The sequence below is a fragment of the Pseudomonas iranensis genome, assembly GCF_014268585.2.
GTDB classification, from domain to species: Bacteria; Pseudomonadota; Gammaproteobacteria; order Pseudomonadales; family Pseudomonadaceae; genus Aquipseudomonas; species Aquipseudomonas iranensis.
This window is the reverse complement of record NZ_CP077092.1, coordinates 1040546-1057093: the sequence shown is the minus strand read 5'-3', so window position 1 is coordinate 1057093 and position 16548 is coordinate 1040546. Positions and strand designations below refer to the sequence as shown.

At 61.1% G+C, this 16548-nt stretch carries 16 protein-coding genes; 3 read left to right on the top strand and 13 right to left on the bottom strand.

Features of this window, described 5'->3' with window-relative positions:
• Positions 1–167 precede the first annotated feature (167 nt).
• The 5 genes from HU724_RS04605 to HU724_RS04585 all read right to left on the bottom strand — a co-directional run bounded on the left by HU724_RS04605 (position 168) and on the right by HU724_RS04585 (position 5791).
• Positions 168–587: a type II toxin-antitoxin system VapC family toxin gene (locus HU724_RS04605; protein ID WP_186568006.1), complete on the bottom strand. Its 420-nt coding sequence runs from the start codon at positions 585–587 to the stop codon at positions 168–170.
• The gene (locus HU724_RS04600) at positions 584–829 is read right to left on the bottom strand and encodes a FitA-like ribbon-helix-helix domain-containing protein (RefSeq protein WP_076565651.1); all 246 of its coding nucleotides are present in this window, start codon (positions 827–829) and stop codon (positions 584–586) included. Before HU724_RS04600 ends, HU724_RS04605 begins: the two co-directional genes overlap by 4 nt.
• A 218-nt stretch (positions 830–1047) precedes the next feature.
• Positions 1048–2598 (bottom strand): FGGY-family carbohydrate kinase, encoded by a 1551-nt coding sequence (locus HU724_RS04595; protein WP_186568005.1) that lies wholly within the window; start codon positions 2596–2598, stop codon positions 1048–1050.
• Positions 2595–4190 (bottom strand): glycerol-3-phosphate dehydrogenase/oxidase, encoded by a 1596-nt coding sequence (locus tag HU724_RS04590; RefSeq protein ID WP_186568003.1) that lies wholly within the window; start codon positions 4188–4190, stop codon positions 2595–2597. Before HU724_RS04590 ends, HU724_RS04595 begins: the two co-directional genes overlap by 4 nt.
• Positions 4187–5791 carry an FAD-binding oxidoreductase gene (locus HU724_RS04585; protein WP_186568001.1) on the bottom strand — a complete coding sequence of 535 codons (1605 nt, stop codon included), beginning with the start codon at positions 5789–5791 and terminating at the stop codon, positions 4187–4189. Before HU724_RS04585 ends, HU724_RS04590 begins: the two co-directional genes overlap by 4 nt.
• 188 nt (positions 5792–5979) lie before the next feature.
• Here HU724_RS04585 and gliR point away from each other — a divergent pair, with 188 nt between their 5' ends.
• Together gliR and HU724_RS04575 are read left to right on the top strand one after the other, a co-directional pair.
• Positions 5980–6996: an AraC family transcriptional regulator GliR gene (gene gliR / locus HU724_RS04580; protein ID WP_186567999.1), complete on the top strand. Its 1017-nt coding sequence runs from the start codon at positions 5980–5982 to the stop codon at positions 6994–6996.
• Positions 6997–7497: 501 nt separating this feature from the next.
• Positions 7498–7863: a DUF6124 family protein gene (locus tag HU724_RS04575; RefSeq protein WP_122602659.1), complete on the top strand. Its 366-nt coding sequence runs from the start codon at positions 7498–7500 to the stop codon at positions 7861–7863.
• A 443-nt stretch (positions 7864–8306) separates the two neighbouring features.
• Here HU724_RS04575 and HU724_RS04570 read toward each other — a convergent pair whose 3' ends face one another.
• From HU724_RS04570 to HU724_RS04555, 4 genes are all read right to left on the bottom strand, one after another.
• On the bottom strand, positions 8307–8675 hold the full coding sequence (locus HU724_RS04570) for a glyoxalase superfamily protein (RefSeq protein ID WP_042608820.1): 369 nt from the start codon (positions 8673–8675) through the stop codon (positions 8307–8309).
• A gap of 197 nt (positions 8676–8872) precedes the next feature.
• Positions 8873–10330 carry an N-acyl-D-amino-acid deacylase family protein gene (locus HU724_RS04565; RefSeq protein WP_186567997.1) on the bottom strand — a complete coding sequence of 486 codons (1458 nt, stop codon included), beginning with the start codon at positions 10328–10330 and terminating at the stop codon, positions 8873–8875.
• Between the two features lies 1 nt (position 10331).
• Positions 10332–11192 carry a MurR/RpiR family transcriptional regulator gene (locus tag HU724_RS04560; protein WP_186567995.1) on the bottom strand — a complete coding sequence of 287 codons (861 nt, stop codon included), beginning with the start codon at positions 11190–11192 and terminating at the stop codon, positions 10332–10334.
• Between the two features lie 16 nt (positions 11193–11208).
• Positions 11209–12558, bottom strand: coding sequence for a GntP family permease (locus HU724_RS04555; protein WP_186567993.1), 1350 nt, complete (start codon positions 12556–12558; stop codon positions 11209–11211).
• Positions 12559–12949: 391 nt separating this feature from the next.
• Between HU724_RS04555 and HU724_RS04550 the strand changes: the two genes are divergently transcribed.
• Entirely contained in the window at positions 12950–13111 is a 162-nt protein-coding gene (locus HU724_RS04550; RefSeq protein ID WP_016771791.1) for a hypothetical protein, read from the top strand.
• A 7-nt stretch (positions 13112–13118) separates the two neighbouring features.
• Here HU724_RS04550 and HU724_RS04545 read toward each other — a convergent pair whose 3' ends face one another.
• The 4 genes from HU724_RS04545 to mdaB all read right to left on the bottom strand — a co-directional run bounded on the left by HU724_RS04545 (position 13119) and on the right by mdaB (position 16483).
• A complete protein-coding gene (locus HU724_RS04545) occupies positions 13119–13736 on the bottom strand; it encodes a Fic/DOC family protein (RefSeq protein ID WP_186567991.1) in 618 nt (205 codons plus the stop codon).
• 141 nt (positions 13737–13877) lie between these two features.
• Complete coding sequence (locus HU724_RS04540; RefSeq protein ID WP_186567989.1) at positions 13878–14771, bottom strand: NAD-dependent epimerase/dehydratase family protein; 894 nt, start codon at positions 14769–14771, stop codon at positions 13878–13880.
• Positions 14772–14874: 103 nt separating this feature from the next.
• Positions 14875–15786, bottom strand: coding sequence for a LysR family transcriptional regulator (locus HU724_RS04535; RefSeq protein ID WP_186567987.1), 912 nt, complete (start codon positions 15784–15786; stop codon positions 14875–14877).
• Between the two features lie 106 nt (positions 15787–15892).
• Entirely contained in the window at positions 15893–16483 is a 591-nt protein-coding gene (mdaB, locus tag HU724_RS04530) for an NADPH:quinone oxidoreductase MdaB (protein WP_016771795.1), read from the bottom strand.
• Positions 16484–16548 lie beyond the last annotated feature (65 nt).

The window sequence follows — 16548 nt, the reverse complement described above, 5'->3', positions numbered from 1 at the left end:
CGCGATGGCGGTGGGTCAATCAAATCAAAGTTGCCTGACACTGCGCCTTCGCGAGCAAGCTCGCTCCCACATTTGGATTTGTGTGACTCACCGGATTTTGAGCACACCGCAAAACCTTGTGGGAGCGAGCCTGCTCGCGAATGCGGTTTGAATGACAGAGCAGATTTTCAGACCTGCCACGGATCGATCACTTCAATCCCGGAAAACTCGAAATCCCGGACATTACGTGTAGCAATCGCGGCTCCACGATTTCGGCTGATCGCTGCGATTTGCGCATCGGCCATCGCAATCCCCCGCCCCTTCGCCTCTGCATCGGCTACCAGCGTCGCGTACTCGACGGCTGCGTGGGCATCAAACGGCAAAATCCGCCCGACAAAATCCTCTTCAAACATTGCCAAAGCGTGGGCCTGGAGTTTTTGTTTGCGCTTGCCGGAAGGTAATCGAGCGATGCCGTGCAGTATCTCCGCCACGGTGATTGCGCTGATGGCCAGGTCCATGGCTGGTTGCGCATCCACCCAAGCCAACACTTGAGCCTCGGGTTCGATGCGCATGAATTCGGATAGAACGTTGGTATCGAGCACTATCATTCAGAAAAATCCACCCCGAGCGGTTTTTCTGCACGCGCAGGCAGATCAAGCTCGGCTCCGCCCTCGGCGCTGAAACGCTGGTGAATCCGACTGCCGAGCCCTCCGGCACGATCAACCGTGGTGAGCGCTCGGCCCAGAATCAGCCGAGCCTCTTCTTCCATGGAATGTCCGTTGTGTGCAGCGGTAATGCGCAACTGCTCCTTGAGCTTCTCGTCAAGGTTTCGAATGGTGATGCTAGCCATGTCGCCCTCCTGCAATCAATGAAATCATTGATTGCAGACTAGCATATTCAGGTTTGATTGGAGTCAGGCCCGCCGAGCGGCATCGTCGGCACTGGCACACCGCAATACCCCTGTGGGAGCGAGCCTGCTCGCGAAAGCGGTGGATCATTCAGATCATCATTGACTGACACTCCGCCTTCGCGAGCAGGCTCGCTCCCACAGGGGTCTATGGTGTCGGACTATTCGGGATACCCGGTGATCCTGCGGATGCTTTGATACAGCGGTTTGAGCTGCCGGTACATACGCAAATACACCTCTCTGTACAACTGCTCATAAACCTTCTGCGCCTCAGGCTGCGGTGTGAAAACCGCTCCAACCCGAGTCATCGCCGCAATGGCCGATGGGAAATCCCTGTGCAACCCCAACCCCACCGCACAGCAAATCGCCGCCCCCAACCCGGACGCTTCATACACATGCGGGCGTTCTGCCGGCAGGCCGAAGATGTTGGCGGTCAGTTGCATGGCGGCGTCGCTTTGTGAGCCGCCGCCGGCGACGCGCAGGCGCTGGATCGACACTTTTGAGCGCCGTTCGATGTTCTCCATGCCCTGGCGCAGCGCGTAGGCCAGGCCTTCGAGAATCGCCCGGTAGATGTGCGCGCGGGTGTGTACGTCGCCGAAGCCGATCATCGCGCCCTTGGCTTCCACGCCCGGTTCGCGGATGCCCGGTGACCAGTAGGGTTGCAGCATCAAACCCATCGAACCCGGGGGCACTTCGTTGACCAGTGCATCGAACAGTTGCTCCGGCTCGATGCCCTGCTCTTTTGCCTGCTGCATCTCTCGCAGGCCGAATTCGTTCTTGAACCAGCTGACCATCCAGTAGCCGCGATAGATCATCACTTCGCAGTTGTACTGATCGGGCACGGCCGAGGGGTACGGCGGGATCAGCGGGACGATTTCCAGGTAGCGCGAGCGGGTGCTGGTGATGGTCGCGGTGGTGCCGTAGGACAGGCACACGGTGCGCGCATCGACCACGCCGGAGCCGATCACTTCGCAGGCCTTGTCCGCGCCCGCCGCGATCAGCGGCAGGCCTTCGGGAATGCCTGTGTGCCGAGCGGCTTCGGCGCTGATGTAGCCGAGGGTTTCGCCGGGTTTGTGCAGGGTCGGCAACTGCTCGGGGCGCACTGCCAGTGCCTGCCATTTCCAGTCGCGCGGCGCCGCCCATTTCAGCCGTTTGAAGTCGAAGGGCAGATAGCCGACGCAACAGCCGATGGAGTCGACGAAGCGCCCGCACAAGCGATGAGTCAGAAAGCCCGAGAGCAGCAAAAACTTGTCGGTCGCCGCCCATACTTCGGGCTGATGCCGTGCGATCCAGTTGGCCTCGGCCTGGGCGCGGAAATAATCCACCGTCGCTTGGGCGCCGACCAGTTTGAACAGCCAGCCCCACGGCCCTTTGATGCCGCCCTCGACCTCGGCCTGACGTTGATCGAGCCAGACAATCGCCGGGCGCAGCGGTTTGCCCTTGGCGTCGACATTGATCACGGTGCCGCGCTGGGTAGTCAGCGACACGCCGGCAATCTGCGCACGGTCGATGCCGGTTTGCTGCCAGAGTTGCTGGCAGGCCTCGCCGAGTTTCGCCCAGTAATACTCCGGTTCCTGCTCAGCCCAACCGGGTTGCGTCGAGTAGTACGCCTGCAGATCGACTTTGCCTTTGCCGAGCAGATTGCCCTGCTGATCGAAGAGCAACGCGCGCACGCTCTGGGTGCCGTTGTCGATCGCTAACAGGTATTTCATGGCGTGATCTCCGGCAAGCCGTGATCGCGCAGCCACAGCAAACGGTAACGCTGGATTTCCGCTAGCCAGCGCTCATCGTCCCAGGCCAATCGTAGCTGGCAGAGCGTGCGAATTGCAGGCAGATAATCTTCACCACCGCGCGGCAGCAACAGGCCCAAACGGGTGCGGCGCAGCAGCAAATCATCCAGGCGCAGAATCATTTCCGCCTCGCAGGCGAACGCCAGTTCTGCCCACAACGTATCGCTGGCGCCAACCGTTTCCAGACCGAGTTCGCCGAGCAATTGCGCCAGCCTAGGCAGGTCTCGACCGTGACGTCCGGCCAAGCGTCGCCATTGACTGGCGCTCAGTCCCGCAATTGTCAGCGGCGGCACAGCGGCAAACACGGGCGCGCCGTCATCGACAAAAGAGCGCCCGAGCATCGCCGCACACGCCTTGAGCACTTCGATCGCTTGCGGGCGAAACGTGGTCAGTTTGCCGCCGGCCAACGTCACGCAACCGGGCTCCTGCCACAGCACATGTTCGCGGGTTTCGTTGGACGGTTTGTCCTGCTGCGCACCCGTCGCGCGGCCCACCACCGGACGCACGCCTGACCAGGTCGACAGCACGTCGTCGACGCCCACTTCGGCGCCGGGAAATTGCTGCTGGCACGCGGCGAGCAGATAGTCGAGTTCGTCGCTGGAAATGCGCGCACTGTGGTCGAGGTCTTCGCGGTGATCGAGGTCCGTGGTGCCGACCACCGTCGCGCCTTCCCACGGAAAGACAAACACTGGGCGCCGATCATGCGCATGCAGAAAGGTGAACGCCTGCGCCACCGGCAAGCGCCAGCCCGGCAGTAACAGATGACTGCCGCGCAACGGGCGCAATTGTTTGACAGCTTCAGCGGGACGCAAGCGCTCAGCCCACGCGCCTGTGGCCACAGCCAACACAGCGGAGCGCAATTGCAACGTCGCGCCGCCCTCGCCATCTTCGACCTGAACCCCGCACATCCGCCCGCCTTCACGCAGCAGTTGCGTGACGCGCACACCGCTGACAATCACCGCGCCGTCAGCCCGGGCCTCGCGCAGTACGCGCATCACCAGCCGCGCGTCATCAGTCAGCGCATCGACAAAACAGCTGCCGCCGAGCAGGCCGTTTTCCTTCACCCCCGGCGCAAGAAAACGCAGTTGCTCGGCGTCATGAAAAGCATGGTTGCGCCGCCCCGCCAGCGCGTCGTACACCGAGAGCAGGCCGCCCATGACGCGCGGCCCGGGAAAGCCGCCGCGATAGTGCGGCATCATGAAACTCATCGGCTCGACCAGCCCCGGCGCCTCGTCGAGCAGGCGCTGACGCTCGCGCACCGAATCGCGGGTCAGGCGCCACTGGCCCTTGGCGATGTACCGCAAACCGCCGTGGACCATTTTCGATGATCGGCTGGAGGTGCCCCAGGCGAAATCGCGCTGCTCCAGCAGCAGACAGCGCCAGCCCCGCCGCGCCGCTTCGCGGACGATCCCGGCGCCGCTGATGCCGCCGCCGATGACGATCAGGTCCCAGGTTTCATCCGCCAGCGTCGGCAGAATCTGCTCGCGCCACTGCGCATTCCAGTTCGCCGTCATGGCCGCGACTCTGGCAATAACGTGCCCGGATTGAGGCGCCCTTCCGGGTCGAAATGTTCGCTCAGCGCCTGCAACGTCTGCATCGCCAGCGGGCCTTTTTCCCGCAGCAGATACGGCGCGTGATCCTTGCCGACGCCATGCTGATGACTGATGGTGCCGTGATTGTCGACGATGGTCTGGCTGGCCGCGTGTTTGAGCATCCGCCAGCGCGCCAGCGTCGCGGCGTAGTCCGCTGCCGGGCGAAACACGTAGGTGGTGTAAATGCTCGAGCCTTCGCCGTAAACGTGCGAGAGATGAGTGAACACATGCACCCGCTCGCCCTCGGCGGCCAAGGCGTCGCGCAGGCTGTTTTCGATGAGGCTGAGCAAGTGATCGACGTTGCTCCAGTCGGTGGCGGTTTCGAGGGTGTCGACCACGTAACCGGCGTTCCACAGGTTCTCGCGCAGGTAGGGAAAGCGGAAGCGGTTCTGCGCCCACTTCTTGCCCAGCAGGGTGCCGGTGAACACGCCGCCGAAGGCTTTCAGATGCTGGCGCGCGTGTTTCAGTGACAGTGCGTTTTGCTGGCGATTGCCGGTGACACCGAAGGTCAACAGGCATTTGCCGTCGCCGGCGCCGCGCAGCTTGAGGTACTTTTCCAGCCAGGCGATCTGTTGCGGATGGCCGGCCAGCGCCAGTTGCGTTTCGGTTTCCACCGCGTTGGACAGGCGCAGCATCGACAGCGGTACGCGCGCCTGCGCCAGTTGCCGGATCGCTTGCAGCGCCTGCGGCCAGTCGGGCAGAAACACGCCGTAGAAACGCTCGTCCGCCGGCAACGCACTGACCCGCACTTTGACTTCGGAAATGATCCCGAAACGGCCCTCGCAACCGAGCACCATTTCACGCAGATCGGGACCTGCCGCCGACGCGGGAAAGGTTGGAATCTGCAGAGGCCCGGCGAATGTTTCCAGGGTGCCGCCGGCAAACAATTGCTCGATCCGCCCGTAGCGCAACGACTGCTGCCCACTGGATCGGCTCGCAACCCATCCGCCCAGGGTCGACAGCTCCCACGACTGCGGAAAATGCCCCAGCGTGTAGCCGCGCGCGCGCAATTGGCTTTCCACTTGCGGCCCGCTGGCGCCGGGGCCGAATGTCGCCAACAGGCTCTGTTCGTCGAGGTCGGTCAGGCGATTCATCCGCGCCAGCGACACCGTCAGCACCGGGCGCGCGGAGTTTGGCGGATTGATGTGCCCGGCCACCGATGTGCCGCCGCCATAGGGAATCAGACAGAGGTCCTGATCATGGGCGAGCGCCAGCAATTGGCGGATCTGTTCGGCCGTTTCAGGAAACGCCACGGCATCGGGATAAGTCCCCAACGCGCCTTCTCGCAACGCCAGCCAGTCCGGCAGGCTCTGGCCGCGCGCATGCAGCAAGCGATCGTGAGTATCGACGCTGTACAAGCGATGCGGCACCAGGCGCGAGGTCGGCACTTGCGCCAACGCCGCTGCCAATGTCGCATCGGGCAATGCCCGGCCAGCGCCCAAGCGTTCGTGGAGAAATGTCGTGCCCTGGGCCGGCAGTTCAACCACCGTGCCTGCCTCTCCCCAGCCGTTCCAGCGTCGCATGCGTGTGTCCTTTTTCTGCCGTTGGATCAAGCTTGCATACTAGTCAGCGCTGGAGATCTGTCACGGTCGCATCCGGCCAGAACCTGTAGCGAATGGCGCCAAACGTCCGGGCATTTACTTTCGCCGGGCAATCCACTTACCTTGCGCCATTCATTCGCTCACGCGCCGTCGATCAAAGGACCGCGACCATGCCATCGCTCGGCTTCACTTCCGTTCCGCCGCTGCTCAAATACCTGCGTCACGCCGAACAGTTGGGCATGGCCATCGAGCCTGCGTTGGCGGCGGCCGGGTTGCAGGCGCAGCAGTTGAGCGACAACACCTTGCGCCTGCCGGGTGAGGTTCACGAGCGCTTGCTGGATTATTTCTGCGAGCACTCGGGCGATGGGTTGTTCGGGCTGCATGCGGCGAATTTCGTCCTGCCCAATTCGTGGAGCGTGCTCGGTTACATCACCATGAATTGCGCGACGCTGGGCGATGCCATGAGCCGGATCATGCCGTTCGAAAAACTCGTCGGCGACATGGGCGTCAGCCGCGCTGAGGTGCAGGGCGAGCACGTGCATCTGATCTGGACCTGCCGCTACCAGCGGCCACGGATTCGTCGGCATCTGGTGGAAAACGTGCTCGGTTCGTGGCTGCACTACGCGCGCTGGATCGCCGACACGCAGCTGTCACCGGCCTGCGTGTGGCTGGAGCATGCGCGGCCGGATGAGGTCACGCAGTCCGCGTACGAGGCATTCTTCGGTTGCCCGGTGCGGTTCGATCAGGCGTATTCGGCGCTGGTGGTGCCGCTGACATATTTGCAGTTGCCGCTGCGCCAGGCCGATGCGCAATTGCTGCGAACCCTGGAAGAACACGCGATGGGTTTGCTGGCGACGCTGGGGGATGCGTCACTCGGGGAGCAGGTGAAAAACATCCTGCGCGGTTTGCTCAAGGAGGGCTTGCCGCGCAAGGAGCAAGTGGCGGAGCAGCTCGGCGTTTCGGTGCGCACGTTGCAGCGGCAGTTGCAGCAGGTTGGGACGTCGTATCAGCAGATTCTTGATGAGCTGCGTCAGGAACTGGCCGAGCATTATTTGCTCAACAGTACGTTGCCGATTCAGGACATTGCGCAGTATCTGGGCTTCACCGAACCGCGCTCGTTTCATCGCACCTTCAAGAGCTGGCGCGGGATGCCGCCGGGGGAGTTTCGGTTGCGGAATCGGCGGTGATGCTGATGGCCCTATCGCTGGCAAGCCAGCTCCCACAGGTTCGGTGCAAGCCACAGATATAGTGATCAACTCGGACACTGTGGGAGCTGGCTTGCCAGCGATGGCGTCATCGGCAGCGCCGTAAATGTCCGCCTGATAATTCGCGCAATAAACACGACGCCCTTCAACTGTTTAAAACCGCCAGACATTCCGCGAAACCACCCACAATTCCTTGCGCCGCTGCCTACGCCTGCGCCAGAATCCGCCGGCTTGTGCGCCTTGGGGCCTGCCGGTAACTTGATTCGGTCACTGATTTCTCAGTGATCGAGCTTAGCGGCTCGGACAGCATTCCGGTTGTACAAGTCCAATCCGGTCAGGCTCACGCCTGCACTCGATGGTGGCTGTGCGCATGGCATCTTCGGATGCACCGGGTTGAATGCTTACCGGTCCGCTAACTTGCGCACAGCTGCCTCCCTTTGCTTAGCGGCGAAACGGATGCAGCTTCATAAGAGGCAAGCATTCATGTTCAAAGTAACCCCAAACCCGCCACCCACAGACCCGGCATCCCCCTACGAATCCGCCGACTCGAAGAAATTCCACGAAGCCGCCGATCGCGCCCTCGACCATTACCTCGGCCCATCCAGCGCCGAATTCATGGCCCCGCCCTACAAATCCAACACGCTGTACATGGCCAATCCCGACGCCGACAACGAATCGCTACTGGCCGACGCCTGCGAAACGTTGGGGTCGGCGACGGTGATGCTCAACGATCAGGCGGGGCTGGTGAACGGCTCGCAGCGCAAGACGTTGCAGGGCATTGCGCAGATTGTGATGGTCGCGGAGATGGCGGTGAATCGGGTGCTGGATCGGTTGGTGCCGACTGATTGAGGGTTTTTGAGGAATTTGGTGTGGGCTGGTTTTGTGGGGGGGCAGGGGTTGCCCCTCACCCCAGCCCTCTCCCAAGGGAGAGGGAGCCGACCCGGTTGTCTTGCGCTGTCCGTCGACCTGAAAGACCGAGTCGATCATGGATTCGACGCCATGCATTCAATTCGATTATGGATTCAGCACAGCCCATTCAGGTCGGCGTAACTACCGAGCATCCCCCAATCGGTCCCCTCTCCCAGAGGGAGAGGGGGCCGACCCGGTTGGCTTGCGCTGTCCGTCGACCTGAAAGACCAAGTCGATTATGGATTCGACGCCATGCATTCAATTCGATTATGGATTCAGCACAGCACATTCAGGTCGGCGTAACTCCCGAGCATCCCCCAATCGGTCCCCTCTCCCCCAGGGAGAGGGTTAGGGTGAGGGGCTTTTGATCTCAGGCGCCAAGCTCAAAGACTGATCGCATTGGTAAACACCAACCGATTGCCAAACGGATCGGCAATGGTCATGTCCTGGCTGCCCCACGGCATCGCCTGAATCTGCGGGTGCGAGAACGTGTAATCCTTGGCCATCAACTGCTGCTGAAACGCCTCCAGCTCATCGGTCTCGATACGCAGCGCCGAGCCTGGGCACGCATCGCCGTGATGCTCGGACAGATGCAGCACACACTCACCGCGCGACACCTGCAGATACAGCGGAAAATTCGCTTCGAAGCGATGCTGCCAGTCGATCTTGAAGCCGAGAAAATCGACGTAGAACTCGACAGCCTTGGCCTCATCGAAGATCCGCAGGATCGGGGTGGTTTTGCCGAAGCTCATGGGGTACTCCCTGACTGATTGGCCCCACAGTGTAGACGGGGAGGATGTCAGCAAATCGGCTTGTGGATGGCTTTCTTTAATCTCATAGTGCCATCACTATAGAAAATCAAAAGATCGCAGCCTTCGGCAGCTCCTACATTGGAATGCGATCTCCTGTAGGAGCTGCCGCAGGCTGCGATCTTTTGGCGCCATCACCATCAATGAAATCCTTCGCGCAAATCACCTTCGCGTGCCAGAAACCGCCCTGCCCTGCCCCCATTCGCCTGTCCGTCGCAATAACTCAACACGCCGTTGACCCAAACCCCGTGAATCCCCTGCGCCGCCCGCTGCGGATCGTTGAAATCGGCCACGTCACGCACGGTCGCCGGATCGAACAACACCAGATCCGCCCAATGTCCTTCACGAATCTCGCCCCTTTCCTGCAAGCCAAAACGCGCCGCCGACAGGCCGGTCATCTTGTGCACGGCGGTGTGCAGTGGAAACAACCCGACGTCGCGACTGAAATGGCCCAGCACCCGTGGGAAAGCGCCCCACAGGCGCGGATGCGGGAACGGGTCTTCGGGCAGTCCGTCAGAACCGACCATCGAAAGCGGATGAGCGAGGATTCTTCTGACATCGGCCTCGTCCATGCCGTAGTACACCGCGCCGGCCGGTTGCAGACGTTTCGCGGTTTCTTCCAGCGACAGGTTCCATTCGCCAGCGATGTCGATCAGGTCGCGCCCGCTGACTTCCGGATGCGGCGTCGACCAGGTGATGGTGATGCGGTGGGCATCGGTGACCTGCTTCAAATCCAGCGTCGAGGAACTCGCCGCGTACGGGTAGCAATCGCAGCCGACCGGATGGGTTTTCGCTGCTTCCTCCAACGCTGCGAGTAATTGCGGACTGCGCCCCCAATTACCCACGCCGGCGCATTTGAGGTGGGAAATGATCACCGGTGATTGCGCGTGGCGGCCGATCTGAAAGGCTTCGTCCATCGCCTCCAACACCGGGGCGAATTCGCTGCGCAAATGGGTGGTGTACACCGCGCCGAACGCCGTCAGTTCTTCGGTCAGTTGCATGACTTCATCGGTGGACGCGTTGAAGGCGCTGGCGTAGGCCAGGCCTGTGGATAAACCCAACGCGCCAGCCTCGAGACTGTCGCGCAACTGCTCGCGCATGGCGGCGATTTCGCCGGGCGTTGCAGTGCGGAACAAGTCGTCGAGGTGATTGCTGCGCAGCGCGGTGTGGCCGACCAGTGCGGCGACGTTCAACGTGGGGTTGGCCGCTTCGACGGCGGCGCGGTAGTCGCTGAAGCGCGGATAGACGAACGCCGCTGCGCTGCCGAGCAGGTTCATCGGATCGGGTGGATTGCCCTTCAAAGTGACCGGCGAAGCGCTGATGCCGCAGTTGCCAACAATCACCGTGGTCACGCCCTGGCTGAGCTTGGGCAGCATCTCGGGTTGGCGGATGACCACGGTGTCGTCGTGGGTGTGCACGTCGATGAAACCCGGCGCCAGCACCCGGCCGGCGGCGTCGATTTCTTCGCTGGCGCGGGCGTCAGGCAAATCGCCGATGCGCTCGATGCGGCCATTGAGAATCGCCACGTCTGCGCGGTAGCCCGGCGTGTTGCTGCCGTCGATGACCAGCGCGTTGCGGATCAGGGTGTCGTACTGCATGTCAGTCTCCCAGCGGCAGGTGATCGTCGCCGCCACGGTATTCGTCGAGGGCGAGTTTGATGCGCCGCAGACGTTCTTGATTGTCTTCAGGGCTGGCCAGCGCCAGCTCGGTGGCGAGCACGTCGATGGCCAGCAGCATGCCGTAGCGCGCCGCCGTCGGTTTGTAGATGAACGAGGTTTCCGCGCCTTGCAGCGGCAGGACGACGTCGGCCAGCTCGGCCAACGGTGAATCGCCGCGAGTGATGACGAGAATGCGCGCGCCGTAATTGCGCGCCAGCTCCACGGTTTCCAAAAGCTCCGGGGTGATGCCGGTCAGCGAGCAGACGATCAGCACTTGCTCGGCGTTCAAACTGGCAGCGGTGACGCGCATCATCACCGCGTCGTGGCACACCGCGATCGGATAACCGAGGCGCACCAGACGCACCTGCAATTCATCGCTGCACAGGGTCGAGCAACCGCCCATACCGAACGCGTGAATCATTCGCGCCTGGCTGAGCAATTTCACTGCGTCGGCGAAGCGCGATTCGTCGAAACCGGCCAGATGCTGGCGCAGCGTGGCTTCGATGTCGCCGACGATCTGCCCGTAGAACGCCGACTGCTCAGGCGTGCGCGCCGGGTCGAGAAACCGGCTGCCAACGCCGCTGGCCTGGGCCAGTTGCAGACGTAGATCGCGCAAGTCGCGGCAGCCGACCGTGCGGGCAAAGCGCGACAGCGTGGCGGTGCTGACCTCGGCGCGTTGTGCGAGGTCTTCGAGGCTGGCGCTGGCGGCAAAGCCGACATCGTCGAGCATCAACCGCGCAATGCGCCCCTCGCCGGCGCTGAAGGAATCCTGGCGGGCGCGGATCTGGTAGAGGATGTCCATGGGCGGCGGGCTCCGGTTACAGCAGGTAGGAAAGGCCGACGGTCAGCGCGAAAGCGACCAGCGAGATCAGCGTCTCGAGCACGGTCCAGGTCTTGAACGTCTGCGCGACCGTCATGTTGAAGTATTCCTTGATCAACCAGAAGCCGCCGTCGTTGACGTGGGAAAAGATAACCGAGCCTGCGCCGGTCGCCAGCACCAAAAGCTCAGGGTGTGGATAACCCAGACCGATGGCCACCGGCGCGACAACGCCTGATGCAGTGGTCATCGCCACCGTCGCCGAACCGGTGGCGACACGCATCAGCGCGGCGAACAACCAGCCCATGATCAGTGGCGACAAATGAAATTCATGGGCGAGGCTGACGATCTGATCGGTGACGCCGGCATCCACCAGAATCCGGTTCAAGCCGCCACCCGCGCCGACCAGCAAGGTGATGCTGGCGGTGGGCGCGAGGCATTCGTTGGTGAACTTGAGGATCGATTCGCGGTTGAAGCCTTGGGCAATCCCTAGCGTCCAGAAGCTCAGCAAAGTCGCCAGCAACAGCGCGATCACCGAGTTGCCAATGAACAGCAGGAACTGGTTGAACGCGCTGCCGGGGGTGGAAATCAGGTTAGCCCAGCCGCCGATCAACATCAGCACCACCGGCAGCAGAATGGTCGCCATCGTAATGCCGAAACCCGGCAATTTGTCGCGCGGCTCGCGCTCGAGAAATTGCTTTTCCAGCGGATTGTCCGCCGGCAATTGAATGCGCGGCACGATGAATTTCGCGTACAGCGGGCCGGCGATGATTGCGGTCGGAATGCCGATCGCGATCGCGTACAGCAAGGTCTGCCCGACCGAGGCCTGATAGGCCTGCACCGCGAGCATCGCCGCCGGGTGCGGCGGCACCAGCGCATGCACCACCGAAAGGCCGGCGACCATCGGCAGCCCGACCATCAGAATCGACACACCAACGCGGCGCGCCACGGTGAAAGCGATCGGCACCAGCAAGACGAAACCGACTTCAAAGAACAGCGGCAAGCCGACCAGAAACGCGATGCAGACCATCGCCCAATGCGCGTTCTTCTCACCGAATTTCTCGATCAGCGTGCGCGCCATCTGCTCGGCACCGCCGGACTCGGCCATCATCTTGCCGAGCATCGTCCCCAACGCCACCACCAGCGCAATATGCCCCAACGTCTTGCCGACACCCGCCTCATACGCACCGACCACAGCCGACGGCGGCATCCCGGCCACCAGCGCCAGGCCCAGTGAAATCAGGGTGATGACAATGAACGGATTGAGCCGGTAACGGGCGATCAACACGATCAGCGCGATGATGGCCACAGCGGCGTAGACCAGCAGCCAATGGCCGAGGGAAGGCGTCATGCGGTACTCCTCGAAAGGGTCACGTTCGAATGGGTTGTGAAACTCATAAATCATTTCGAGATCGAGATTTCAAACCACATGAAAGTAATTTTCGTGGAGAGACAAGAGGTGTCGCTGGTGGGTATGGGGTGTCGTGATTAATGAAAATCGGGGGGCGGGATTTTCATGGCATTTCAAATCTCCACTTAACTCTGTGGGAGCGAGCCTGCTCGCGAAGACCGCTTCACATTCACCATCTTCATTGACTGACCCACCGCTTTCGCGAGCAGGCTCGCTCCCACAGTTTTGATCGCACCCTTCCAGGCAGAACGCTGTCGACCTCTTGAACCGAGTATGTCGACGCTTCGAACGAGCGCTATACTCGCTCAAGGTAATTACCCGGGATTACGCCATGGCCATCGTACGTCGCAACCGAAAAAAATTGACCCAGGACGCCCTGATCCGCTCAATCGCCAGCTCCACAGCGATCGAGACCGGCCAAAGTGTCGATATGATCGAACGCAAGCTCAAGGCCAAATCCGGCAAATTCCAACACCTCGCATTGGCCAGGTAGGCTTCTCTCAAGCCCACAGCGCTCGCCGGACCCAATATTCCATTGGCTGGTAGTTGCAGTTGAGGCCTTGATTTATCGCAGCGAAGTAAGCCTCTTTGTTTCGCTCCCAACAGCTGTAATCCAGCGGAACATAGCCCGCCTGCACCGCCATCACGTCTGCAAGTAATCTGGACAACCGTCCATTACCCTCCCGGAATGGATGAATCAAAATGAATTCCACATGCGTTACGGCGATGGCGTGAATGAGGTTCTCATCAAGATCAGCTTTGCACGGGGTGAATTCAGCAAGGCATTCCTTCTCAAACCCCTCTAACAAGCGCGGAATCTGTGGGGCCGCAGCAAAGAAAAAACCATCTTTGCCAAGGTTGACCGCCCGTATTTCACCCGCCCAAGGATAGATATTGCCCAGCCAGTACCGATGCCAATCCCTCAAGTCCTGAACAGTAATTGACCGTGCCGGTAAACGCTCGATCAGAACCTGCTGGTAAAGTTTTTCCAGCAGAGTCAGCTCGGCATCATCCATCTCTTCAGGATCACTGATTCCCAGCTTGTTGCTCAGTACCTGCTCATCCGAGCCGGCCTGAAAACTGCCCTGTGCCCCCTCTGCCTCGTAACGATCAACCATTCCCGAACCTGCCGACCTGTCGATTATTCAAGGCACCTTAAGCCGGGTGACATGCGAGCGCAAAGGCAGAAATACAAACGGCCACCCAAAGACGGCCGTTCATTTGATCGATAGCAAAGCCCGACGGGGCTCAATGACCCATCACACCATTTCGTTACGAATCCATTCCACCACCGAGGTGCGCTTCGGCGTCCAGCCCAGCAGTTCGCGGGCGTGTTTGCCGCGTACGCGGCTGTTGGAGCCGAGGCCGTAGTTGGCCATTTCATAGCCCCATTCGGCTTCGGCGTCTTGCAGTGGCCAGTCTTGCGGCTGGCCCAGATCGAGAGCCTCGGCCATGGCGTTGGTCATGTCGATGAACGAGGCTTCACCGCTCTCGACGAAGTAGAAAGTGCCGGGCACGTTTTTGGTCAGCGCCAGCTGATACAGGGCGACGACGTCTTCGATGTGCACGTTGGACCAGATGTTCTGCCCTGTTCCGACGTGGCGAACGACGCCGCTTTTGCGCGCCTGTTTCAGCAGTCGCGGCAGTTGCACGCTGTCGCGGTTGACGCCCAGGCTGTGGCCGTAGATCAGCGTGTTGCAGATCACCGCCGAGTTCACGCCATCCTGCGCCGCCGCGAGCACGAGGTTGTCGATGGCTACGCGATCGGCCTTGTCGACAGTCGGCTCCGGCAGGTTGTCCTCGTAGTAAATGTCATCGCTGGATTTGCCGCCGGAGGCATCGCCGACAATGCTCGAACCGCTGGTGTGCAGAAAGACCTTGTTCGAGCCGCGCAAAGCGTCGAGTAACGCTTCCACCGCACCCCGATGGTCGCTGCTGGCAGCGTTGATGACGGCATCGGCAGCACGCGCCTGTTGCGCCAGCAATTGGCTGTCATCGAGGGTGCCGATTACCGCGTTCATGCCCAATGCTTTCAGCTCATCAGCCTGCTCCGCGCTGCGCACCAGGCCGGTGACGTTGTGCCCGGCCTGCACCAGGCCGGTGGCGATGGAACCGCCGATAAAACCGGCCGCGCCGGTGACGAATACGTTCATGGAGAAACTCCCTGCGTGAATAAGTGATGCAGCGAGTATCGGCCGATGATCCCCGGCGAAAAACCCGCTCTCGGCCAATTCACTCTTGCGCAGGGATCACGAATCAGTCTTTGAATTCGGCGCTGGCGTAGGCGGCGAGTTTGCTCTGGATAAAGTCGAGGAAGCACTGGATGCGCAACGCCAGTTGCGAGTTGCGGTAGTACACGGCGTTGATCGGCTGGCGGTAGCCGCTGTTGAATTCGCCGAGCAGGACTTTCAGGCGTCCGGCGCGGATGTCGTCGATGGTCATGAAGTGCGACAGGCAGGCGATGCCTTGCCCCTCCAGCGCCAGATGACGCACGGTCTCGCCGCTGGAAGCGCTGATCGCCGGGTTGATCGGCCAGCGGTCGCCATGCACATAGCGCAGCGGCCATTGGTTGAGGCCTTCGTTTTGGGTGAAGCCGAGCAACGTGTGTTCGCTCAAATCCGCCACTTGTCGTGGCGCGCCGTGCTTTTTCAAATAGGCGGGGCTGGCGACGATCATTAATGGGCTGCAACCGAGCGAACGCGCATGCAGCGTCGAATCGGCGAGGGTGCCGATGCGGATGGCGACGTCGGTGCTTTGTTCCAGCAGGTCAATGATCAGGTCATTGCTGTTGAGTTCGAGCTGAATGTCCGGGTACAGCTGCCGGAATTCGTCGATGTAGGGAACGATGGCGTGGAGCATGAACGGCGAGGCGGCGTTGATGCGCAGGCGCCCGGATGGGGTCTGCTGGCGCGAAGACAAGCGCTCTTCGAGTTGATCCATCTGATCGAGAATCAGCTTGGCCTGTTCGAAGAAATACTTGCCCTCCTCGGTCAGGTCCATGCGTCGCGTGGTGCGGTTGATCAGCGTGGTGTCGAGCTTGGCTTCGAGCTTCGACAGCGTGCGACTGACGGCCGACGGCGTCTGGCCGACCTGCTCGGCGGCGGCGGATATCGAACCGCACTCGATCACGCAGACGAAAATCTGCAACTCATCGGATCTGGCTTTCACGGGTGTCCTCGCTGGAATCGCCGATCGCAGCCCGTCGCCATGCCCCCTGCAGGAGCTGCCGAAGGCTGCGATCTTTCGCTGTACCCGGATAGTAGCCCGAAACCCATCAAGCCTTGAGGCCAAACACCTCAGTCAGATGCTGCTCATAGCGCACAACATCATTGTCGATGTTCGGACGCTTCATTACGTCAACGCAGAGGAAGGTCGGCAGCGCAGTCATGCCGAGGAATTCGTTGGCCTTGTGGAACGGGAAGTAAACCGCATCCACGCCTTTGGCTTCGAAGAAATCCGTCGGGTCATCGAAGGCTTGCTGCGGCGCGTTCCAGGTCAGCGACAGCATGTATTGCTTGCCCTGAATCAGACCGCCACTGCCGTACTTCTGCGAAGCATCGGAACGGGTGCGACCGTCGCTGGCGTAGAGGCTGCCGTGGCCTTCGGTGAAGACTTCGTCGATGTACTTTTTCACCGTCCACGGCGCGCCCATCCACCAGCCCGGCATCTGATAAATGATCACGTCGGCCCAGAGGAATTTCGCCACTTCTTCGGCAACGTCATAGCCCTCGTCGATAAACGTGGTCTTGACGTCGACACCGCCGCGATCGAGCACGCTCAGCGCGGTTTCGTGCAAGGTGGTGTTGTAGCGGCCATCGGAGTGGGCGAATTTTTTACCGCCATTGAGCAACAGCACTTTCTTCATCGGAAAACCTCGGCGCAGCCTTCAAGGCTGGATTGAAACAGGAATTGGAATGGCGGCAGATTAAC

Bases quoted from the DNA above. Each gene is read 5' to 3' on its own strand.
- HU724_RS04575 (WP_122602659.1), top strand. From the start codon at position 7,498: ATGTTCAAAGTAACCCCAAACCCGCCACCCACAGACCCGGCATCCCCC.
- HU724_RS04600 (WP_076565651.1), bottom strand. From the start codon at position 829: ATGGCTAGCATCACCATTCGAAACCTTGACGAGAAGCTCAAGGAGCAG.
- HU724_RS04590 (WP_186568003.1), bottom strand. From the start codon at position 4,190: ATGACGGCGAACTGGAATGCGCAGTGGCGCGAGCAGATTCTGCCGACG.
- HU724_RS04605 (WP_186568006.1), bottom strand. From the start codon at position 587: ATGATAGTGCTCGATACCAACGTTCTATCCGAATTCATGCGCATCGAA.
- HU724_RS04595 (WP_186568005.1), bottom strand. From the start codon at position 2,598: ATGAAATACCTGTTAGCGATCGACAACGGCACCCAGAGCGTGCGCGCG.
- HU724_RS04565 (WP_186567997.1), bottom strand. From the start codon at position 10,330: ATGCAGTACGACACCCTGATCCGCAACGCGCTGGTCATCGACGGCAGC.
- HU724_RS04560 (WP_186567995.1), bottom strand. From the start codon at position 11,192: ATGGACATCCTCTACCAGATCCGCGCCCGCCAGGATTCCTTCAGCGCC.
- mdaB (WP_016771795.1), bottom strand. From the start codon at position 16,483: ATGAAGAAAGTGCTGTTGCTCAATGGCGGTAAAAAATTCGCCCACTCC.
- gliR (WP_186567999.1), top strand. From the start codon at position 5,980: ATGCCATCGCTCGGCTTCACTTCCGTTCCGCCGCTGCTCAAATACCTG.
- HU724_RS04570 (WP_042608820.1), bottom strand. From the start codon at position 8,675: ATGAGCTTCGGCAAAACCACCCCGATCCTGCGGATCTTCGATGAGGCC.
- HU724_RS04540 (WP_186567989.1), bottom strand. From the start codon at position 14,771: ATGAACGTATTCGTCACCGGCGCGGCCGGTTTTATCGGCGGTTCCATC.
- HU724_RS04555 (WP_186567993.1), bottom strand. From the start codon at position 12,558: ATGACGCCTTCCCTCGGCCATTGGCTGCTGGTCTACGCCGCTGTGGCC.
- HU724_RS04545 (WP_186567991.1), bottom strand. From the start codon at position 13,736: ATGGTTGATCGTTACGAGGCAGAGGGGGCACAGGGCAGTTTTCAGGCC.
- HU724_RS04550 (WP_016771791.1), top strand. From the start codon at position 12,950: ATGGCCATCGTACGTCGCAACCGAAAAAAATTGACCCAGGACGCCCTG.
- HU724_RS04585 (WP_186568001.1), bottom strand. From the start codon at position 5,791: ATGCGACGCTGGAACGGCTGGGGAGAGGCAGGCACGGTGGTTGAACTG.